We start from the raw sequence: 7,618 nt of genomic DNA on the forward strand, positions 1-7,618 counted from the left end.
GATTCCCTCGATGATCGGCAATCTGGCCGATCCGATGATCTACCTGTTCGGGCTTGGCCTTGGGCTTGGCCTGCTGGTGGGACAGGTCAACGGCGTGTCCTACATTGCCTTCCTCGCGGCCGGCACCACGGCGTCCAGCGTGATGATGTCGGCGAGCTTCGAGTCAATGTACTCGGCCTTCTCGCGCATGCATGTGCAGCGCACCTGGGAGGCCATCATGCATGCGCCGCTGACGCTGGGCGACGTGGTGCTGGGCGAGATCATGTGGGCCGCCAGCAAGGCGGTGCTGTCGGGCCTGGCCATCATGCTGGTGGCAGGCGTGCTCGGCTATGCGCAGTTGCCGGGCGCGCTGCTGGCGCTGCCGGTCATCGTGCTGGCTGGCATTGCGTTCGCCAGCCTGGCCATGATCGTCACGGCGCTTGCGCCCAGCTACGACTTCTTCATGTTCTACCAGACGCTGGTGATGACGCCGATGCTGCTGCTCTCCGGCGTGTTCTTCCCGCTGGAGCAGTTGCCCGCGGGCGCGCAAGCTGCCACCCAGGTGCTGCCGCTGGCGCATGCGGTAGCGTTGATCCGCCCCATCATGCTGGGGCGCCCGATCGACAACCTGGTGCTGCACCTGATCGTGCTTGGCGCTTACGCGGCCGTGGCGCTGGTGGTGGCGCTGATGCTGCTGCGTCGGCGTTTGTTGCGCTGAGGATGGCTGCGACGGTCCGCGCCAGCCGCAAATCCCGGCGCGGCAGTGTCGACCGGGCTGGATCCGGTGGTGGCGCTGGCGGGCGAATAGCGCAGCGGGCGGTAGCGAGCGCTCAGGGGAAGAGTATGATGCCGGGCACGGCGCATGGTGCCCGGTGCAGCCGGAGACCTGAGGCCGCCCGCTTTACACCACCTCCACAACCCCGCAAGGGCAAGCAGTGTCCATGTCATTTCAAATGTACGTCCACGTTTCGCCAGCCAAGAAAGAGAGGCAAGAGCGTCGCGTCATGCGCGCTGCCGCAACGCTCGCCGCATTGGGCCTGTGCGGTGCACTGGCCGCCTGCAGCGTGGTGGGCGCCACCGTGGCGGTGGGCAGTGCCGCGGTCTCTACCGTGACTACGGTTGGCTCGGCGGCAGTGAGCGTGGGATCGACCGTGGTCGAGACGACCTACGACGTGACCAAGGCCGGGGTCAAGGCAGTGGCCGGCAGCAGCGACGAAGCTGTGCCGGCGCACTGAGCGCGCAGGCGCCATAGCTATTTAGCCCTGCAGGCCGCGCAGCAAGTCCGCCTTCAGGTCCGCCACCGATTCCAGGCCAACCGCCAGGCGGATCAGCCCTTCGCTGATGCCCGCGGCCGCCTTGGCTTCCGGGCTGACGCGCCCATGCGTGGTGGTGTACGGATGGGTCACGGTGGTGCGCGTGTCGCCCAGGTTGCCGGTGATCGAGCACACGCGGGTGTTGTCGATCACGCGCCAGGCATTGGCGCGCTGCTGCTCCGGCGTATCCCCCTTGAGTTCGAACGACACGATGGCGCCGCCGCCGCTTTGCTGGCGCTGGGCCACCTCGTACTGCGGGTGGGACTGCAGCGCCGGGTGATACACGCGGGCCACGGCCGGATGCGACTCCAGGAACTCGGCCAGTGCCAGCGCGCTCGCGCTGTGGCGCTCCATGCGGATCGCCAGCGTTTCCATGCCCTTGAGCAGCACCCAGGCGTTGAACGCGGACAACGTCGGCCCGGCCGTGCGCACGAAGGGGAAGACCTTGCCCATGATGAAATCATGCGAGCCCACCACCGCGCCGCCCAGCACGCGGCCCTGCCCGTCGATATGCTTGGTGGCCGAGTGGACCACGATGTCGGCGCCGAACTTCATCGGCTGCTGCAACGCCGGCGAACAGAAGCAGTTGTCCACCACCAGCAGCGCGCCGGCGTTGTGGGCAATGTCAGCCACCGCGGCGATATCGGCCACTTCGGTGAGCGGGTTCGAGGGCGTTTCCAGGAAGAACAGCTTGGTGTTCGGCTTGACCGCCGCGCGCCAGGCCGCCAGGTCGGTGCCATCGACAAAAGTGGTCTCCACGCCGAACTTGGCGAAGATGTTGGAGAACAGCGTCATGGTCGAGCCGAAGATGGCGCGCGAGCTGACCAGGTGGTCGCCAGCCTGCATCGACGACATCACGATCGACATGATCGCGCTCATCCCGGATGCGGTTGCCATGCACGCCTCGGCGCCTTCCAGCGCGGCCAGGCGGCTCTGGAACATCGCCACGGTGGGATTGGTGAAGCGCGAGTACGTAAAGCCCGACTCCGAATTGGCGAAGCGCTCCGCGGCCTCGGCAGCGCTGTTGAAGCAGAAGCTGGAGGTCAGGTACATCGCCTCCGAGTGCTCCATGAACTCGCTGCGCATGGTGCCGGCGCGCACGCCAAGCGTATCGATGCCGAGGGAGTCGAGGGGAAGCGGTTCGTTCATGATGGGGGAGGCGGTGGTACCCGCGCGGTTATCCGTGTAAGTGGTGGTAGCCAGGCTGCCCGCTGGCGGCAGCAACAAAAAAGCCCGTGCGATCAATGGCCGGGGGCCAAATCGACGGGCTGCTTGTGTTCGTTGGGATAGGCCCCGCGCTGCGGCGGGAATCCGGCTTGCCATCGTGCCTGTGGTGCGCACAACCGGGAAGCCGGCGTTCCGCTTTAGCTGTTTCGGGCAATTTCCCTGTGACGGGCAATTTCCTGTTCCGGGAGCAACGATCTACAAAAACGATCAACATACCGCTCCGGCAGGACCCGCGTCCGCAAGCTGACAATCAAATCGACGCCCGGCAATGTTACGGCCGGGCCTCGCTTCTCGTCAACTCCGCCGCGGTGATCGCGGCTGTTGCGGGCATGCGCCGTCTTACTCGTTACCGCCCGAACGCTGCAAGTGCAGTTGCGAGCGCTCGCCATCGCCAAGGCCACCGGTGCCATCGCGATCGGCCTGGCTGCGCGCGGTTTCCAGGCGCTCCAGGTAGGCTTCGTCGATATCGCCCGTGACGTAACGGCCATCGAAGCACGAGGCGTCGAAGTCGTTGAGTTTCGGGTTGATGTCGCGCACGGCCTGCTTCATGGCTTCGACGTCCTGGTAGACCAGCTTGTCGGCGCCGATGATGCGGGCAATTTCTTCATCCGTGCGACCGTAGGCAACCAGCTCGCTGCGGGTGGGCATATCGATGCCGTACACGTTGGGGAACTTCACCGGCGGCGCGGCCGAGGCAAAGATCACCTTGTTGGCGCCGGCTTCGCGCGCCATCTGCACGATCTCGAAGGACGTGGTGCCGCGCACGATGGAATCGTCCACGATCAGCACGTTCTTGCCCTTGAACTCCACGCCCATGGCATTGAGCTTCTGGCGTACCGACTTCTTGCGCACCGCCTGGCCGGGCATGATGAAGGTGCGGCCGATATAGCGGTTCTTGAAGAAGCCCTCGCGGTAGTTCACGCCCAGCTTGTTGGCCACCTGCATGGCGGCCGGACGGCTGGAGTCGGGGATCGGCATCACCACGTCGATGTCGCCGGCGGAGACTTCGCGGCGGATCTTCTCGGCCAGGTAATCGCCCATGCGCAGGCGCGCGTCGTACACGGGCACGCCGTCGATGCACGAATCCGGGCGGGCCAGGTAGACGTACTCGAAGATGCACGGCGTGAGCACCGGGTTATCGGCGCATTGCTGGGTGTAGAGCTTGCCGTCGAGGTCGATGAAGATGGCCTCGCCGGGCGCCACGTCGCGCTCGAGCTTGTAGCCGATGCCTTCGAGCGCCACCGACTCCGACGCCACCATCCATTCCTTGCCGGTCGGCGTTTCCACGCTGCCCAGGCACAACGGACGGATGCCGAACGGATCGCGCACGGCCAGCATGCCGTAGCCGGCGATCTGCGCGGCGATGGCGTACGAGCCACGCACGCGGCGGTGCATGCCCGCCACGGCCCTGAAGATCGTGGGCGGGTCCAGCGCCAGGCCGCTGCTGGCGCGCTGCAGCTCGTCGGCCAGCACGTTGAGCAGCACTTCGGTGTCGGAGTGCGTGTTGATGTGGCGGCGATCGCGGCTGAACAGCTCCTCGTGCAACTGCTTCCAGTTGGTCAGGTTGCCGTTGTGGGCCAGGATCACGCCGTAGGGCGCATTGACGTAGAACGGTTGGGCTTCTTCCTCGCTCGAGGCCGAACCGGCGGTGGGGTAACGCACCTGGCCGATGCCGGCGGCTCCAGGCAGGCCGCGCATATTGCGCGTGCGAAACACGTCGCGCACCAGGCCGTTGGCCTTGTGCATGTGGAAGGTGCTGCCATTTGCGGTAGCGATGCCGGCTGCATCCTGTCCGCGGTGTTGCAACAGCAGCAGGCTGTCGTAAATCAATTGGTTAACGGGCGTGGATGAAACCACACCGACGATACCGCACATGCCAAGCTCCCAGGAAAGGCGTTTGAATCAGGGGGCGGCCCCGCCCTGCAGGGAGGAGCCCGCGTACTACCGGCCGGGCGAGTCCGCCCGGCTTCATGTCATGTCTTGACGTACTTGGCGACTTCGGGAGGCAGCCAGGGCCGCAGCGACTCCATCGCCTGCATCACGTAGGGCCGGGACAGCGCATCGCGCCAGAATGCCTCCTCGGGCAGCTTGGTGAACCCGGCCAGGGTCACCACGAACATCACCACCAGCGCGCCGCGCAACAGCCCGAACACCAGCCCGAGGCCACGATCGGCAGGCTTGAGCCCGGTACTCTCCAGCAACTGGCCCAGCACCGTGCCGGCCAGTGCGGCGGCGATCACGGTGCCGATGAAGATCACCGCGAAGCCCAGTGCGCTGCGCGCCAGCTGACCACCGGGCACCGATTCGGGAATCCAGCCAGCCGCGGTGCCCGCGAAATGGTAGGCCACCAGAAACGCCACCACCCAGCCGATCAGCGAGAGCACTTCCCGCACCAGTCCGCGCAGCACGCCGATCAGGCCCGAGGCGATAAGGATGAAAACAACGCTGTAATCGAAAAAAGTCGGCTGCATGCGTAATACGGTGTCCCGGTGCGGCGGCTGGGCGGTGGGTCTGATGGGTCAACCAGCCCGCGCCGGGCTTTATTGTTCGACCACCTTGGCGGTCAGGCCCACGGCGCGCACCCGCTTCTCGGCGGCGTCAGCCGCGTCGCGATCCGAAAAAGGGCCGGCACGCAGCAGCACACGCTCGCCGTCGGCCAACACCTTCTTCTCGATATAGGCAGGCACCTTGCCTGCCTTGAGCTTGCCCAGCCAGCTCTTGGCCTTCTCCTCCGAGGAGAAAGCGCCGATCAGCACAAGGAACTTGCCGCTGCCCGGCTTGGCTGCGGCGGCGGCCGGCTTGTCGGCGATCTTCTCGGTGGGCGCAGCCGCAGCGGCTGTCGCTGCAACGGCGGCTGCGGCAGGCTTGGCCGCGGCCGAATCGGCGACCAGTTCCTCGCCGGCATCGAGCGCCTGGCTATCGAGCTTGGACTGCGGCGCGGGCGGCAACGGATCCGCCTTGCGGGCATCTGGCTTCACCTTGCCGGCAGCGCCGCCCGGGCCACCATCGATCTTGACGGAGATATTGTCGTTGACCGGCCTTGGCTGGGTCTCGAAGACGATCGGCAGCACGATAACGGCAGCCGCCATCAGCACCACGGCGCCGATCAGGCGCCGGCGCGCCCGCTGCTTTTGCGGAAACTCCGGGTCGAGCGTGTCGTCCGCGTACTCCTCGGCCAGGCGCCGCGACGAAGCGATGCCTGCACCCGGATCCGAACGCGAGCGGCGCCCGCGCTCCGGTGCCGGGGCGTTGCCCTTGCGGGAAGAAAACAGCGAAAGCAGGCCCATAGATTGGTTCGGTGCGACGGCCGCAAAACCGGCCGTTGAAATTGTCGCTCAGATTGCGCGGCGATTTGCCCCGGTGTTAGCCCCGGATAACTGCCCGGCGGCCGCGCGACTCAATTTGCCCGGGTGGCGCGATATGCCATCACGCCCGCCACGGTGTAGAACGATCCGAAGACCAGAATTCTATCATCCTCGGTCGCTCTGCCGAGGGCATCCCGGTAAGCCGCCTCCGGGCTGGCAAAGCAGGCCGCGGTAGCGTCAGGCCCGGGATGAAAACCGCCCTCTTCCAGCTTCTCCAGCAAATCCGCCGCGCTGGCCGCGCGCGGCGTCGGCAGGTCGGCCAGGCACCAGTGGTCGACCTTGTCGGCCAGATGGCGCAGCACGCCGGCGATGTCCTTATCCTCCATCGCGCCGAACACCGCGTAGGTGTAGCGGAAGAACCCCATGTTGTCGAGGTTCTGGCCAAGCGTGGCAGCCGCATGCGGATTATGCGCCACATCCAGGATCACAGTCGGGCGTCCCGGCATGACCTGGAAGCGTCCCGGCAACTCCACGAAGGCCAGCCCGTTGCGCACTTCCTGGGCACTGACCGGCAGCCGCGGGCGCATTGCCTGCAGCGCGGCCAGCGCGGCCGAGGCGTTGAGCAACTGGTTGGCGCCGCGCAGCGCCGGATAGCCCAGCCCGTTGAGCTTGCGCTCGCGGCTGCTCCAGTCCCACTGCTGGCGCTCCTGGCCCTTGGAAGCCTGCTGATGGAAGTCCCGGCCCACCAGCCAGAGATCTGCGCCGATCGCTTCGGCGTGATCGATCACCGACTGCGGCGGCATCGGATCCGCCACGATGGCCGGCACGCCCGGACGGAAGATCCCCGCCTTCTCGTAGCCGATCTTCTCGCGCGTATCGCCCAGGTAACTCGTATGGTCGATGTCCACGCTGGTCACGATGGCGCAATCGGTATCGATCACGTTCACCGCATCCAGCCGGCCGCCCAGCCCCACTTCCAGGATCATGGCATCCAGCCCCGCCGCGGCGAAGGCATGGATGATGGCCAGCGTGGTGAACTCGAAATACGTCAGGCTCACCGGATCCGCGAAGCTCGTGCGCGCCCGCTCCACCGCCTCGAAATGCGGCAACAGCTGCGCGTCCGTGGCGAACTCGCCATTGATGCGCGCACGCTCGTTGAACGCCATCAGGTGCGGCGAAGTATGGCAACCCACCTTGTAGCCCGCCTCGAGCAGGATGCGCTCCAGCATGGCGCAGGTGGAACCCTTGCCGTTGGTGCCGCCGACGGTGAACACCACCGCATCGATGCGCAGCCCCAGGGCCTCCTTGACACGAGTGATGCGCGCCAGGCCCATGTCGATGCCGACCGGGTGGGCGGATTCGAGATGGGTGAGCCATTCGGGGAGGGAGGGGAAGATAGGCATGATTGGGGGGACGGGATTGAATCGGGGGTCTGGCTTATTGGAGCCGGTTTTGAGGTAAGTGGTTCTTTCGCGAGGCGGATTGATTGGATTGGCTTTGCTTGGGGTGGATATTGGGGTGGGTTGGGTTAAGGCAAAGGCCTAAGGTCGAGGGCAACTGCAACTTCAACCGCAAAATCAGCTTCAAATTCAACGACTTAACGTCAAAAGCAACTGCAGTTTCAGCACCCCTGCGGGGCGGCGACCTACTTTTTTGTCTTGCCAAAAAAGTAGGCAAAAAAGGCGCGCCGGATGGGGCGACTACCCCTCGGGCGCCCCATCCGGCCTAGGTAAACCTTGACGGCTCGCTACGCATCGCGCATGGGTGTTTCCCGCCTGACTGGCGGGAAACACG

General features: G+C 65.7%; 7 protein-coding genes. 2 read left to right on the forward strand and 5 right to left on the reverse strand.

Translation table 11 applies throughout. The annotated features are described in order from the left end of the window. Together ACYP5B_RS37160 and ACYP5B_RS37165 are read left to right on the forward strand one after the other, a co-directional pair. A partial coding sequence (locus ACYP5B_RS37160; RefSeq protein WP_459572899.1) for an ABC transporter permease occupies positions 1-697 on the forward strand: 697 nt, incomplete at its 5' end. Positions 698-983: 286 nt separating this feature from the next. Continuing rightward, entirely contained in the window at positions 984-1,214 is a 231-nt protein-coding gene (locus ACYP5B_RS37165) for a hypothetical protein (protein ID WP_318231424.1), read from the forward strand. 21 nt (positions 1,215-1,235) lie between these two features. On the opposite strand, the gene ACYP5B_RS37170 is transcribed toward ACYP5B_RS37165, so the two are convergent. The 5 genes from ACYP5B_RS37170 to folC all read right to left on the reverse strand — a co-directional run bounded on the left by ACYP5B_RS37170 (position 1,236) and on the right by folC (position 7,227). Beyond that, entirely contained in the window at positions 1,236-2,441 is a 1,206-nt protein-coding gene (locus tag ACYP5B_RS37170) for an O-succinylhomoserine sulfhydrylase (RefSeq protein ID WP_400102553.1), read from the reverse strand. A gap of 417 nt (positions 2,442-2,858) precedes the next feature. Then, positions 2,859-4,394, reverse strand: a complete 1,536-nt coding sequence (purF, locus tag ACYP5B_RS37175) for an amidophosphoribosyltransferase (protein WP_267603806.1) — start codon at positions 4,392-4,394, stop codon at positions 2,859-2,861. A gap of 98 nt (positions 4,395-4,492) precedes the next feature. Further along, complete coding sequence (locus tag ACYP5B_RS37180; protein WP_318231426.1) at positions 4,493-4,990, reverse strand: CvpA family protein; 498 nt, start codon at positions 4,988-4,990, stop codon at positions 4,493-4,495. Between the two features lie 69 nt (positions 4,991-5,059). Continuing rightward, complete coding sequence (locus tag ACYP5B_RS37185) at positions 5,060-5,806, reverse strand: SPOR domain-containing protein (RefSeq protein WP_318231427.1); 747 nt, start codon at positions 5,804-5,806, stop codon at positions 5,060-5,062. A 110-nt stretch (positions 5,807-5,916) separates the two neighbouring features. After that, complete coding sequence (gene folC, locus ACYP5B_RS37190) at positions 5,917-7,227, reverse strand: bifunctional tetrahydrofolate synthase/dihydrofolate synthase (RefSeq protein WP_459572900.1); 1,311 nt, start codon at positions 7,225-7,227, stop codon at positions 5,917-5,919. Positions 7,228-7,618 lie beyond the last annotated feature (391 nt).

This window comes from Cupriavidus sp. 8B (assembly GCF_054589115.1).

What these genes read in the sequence shown, in the direction of transcription:
- ACYP5B_RS37165 (WP_318231424.1), top strand. Translation starts at nt 984, where the DNA reads ATGCGCGCTGCCGCAACGCTCGCCGCATTGGGCCTGTGCGGTGCACTG.
- ACYP5B_RS37170 (WP_400102553.1), bottom strand. Translation starts at nt 2,441, where the DNA reads ATGAACGAACCGCTTCCCCTCGACTCCCTCGGCATCGATACGCTTGGC.
- purF (WP_267603806.1), bottom strand. Translation starts at nt 4,394, where the DNA reads ATGTGCGGTATCGTCGGTGTGGTTTCATCCACGCCCGTTAACCAATTG.
- ACYP5B_RS37180 (WP_318231426.1), bottom strand. Translation starts at nt 4,990, where the DNA reads ATGCAGCCGACTTTTTTCGATTACAGCGTTGTTTTCATCCTTATCGCC.
- ACYP5B_RS37185 (WP_318231427.1), bottom strand. Translation starts at nt 5,806, where the DNA reads ATGGGCCTGCTTTCGCTGTTTTCTTCCCGCAAGGGCAACGCCCCGGCA.
- folC (WP_459572900.1), bottom strand. Translation starts at nt 7,227, where the DNA reads ATGCCTATCTTCCCCTCCCTCCCCGAATGGCTCACCCATCTCGAATCC.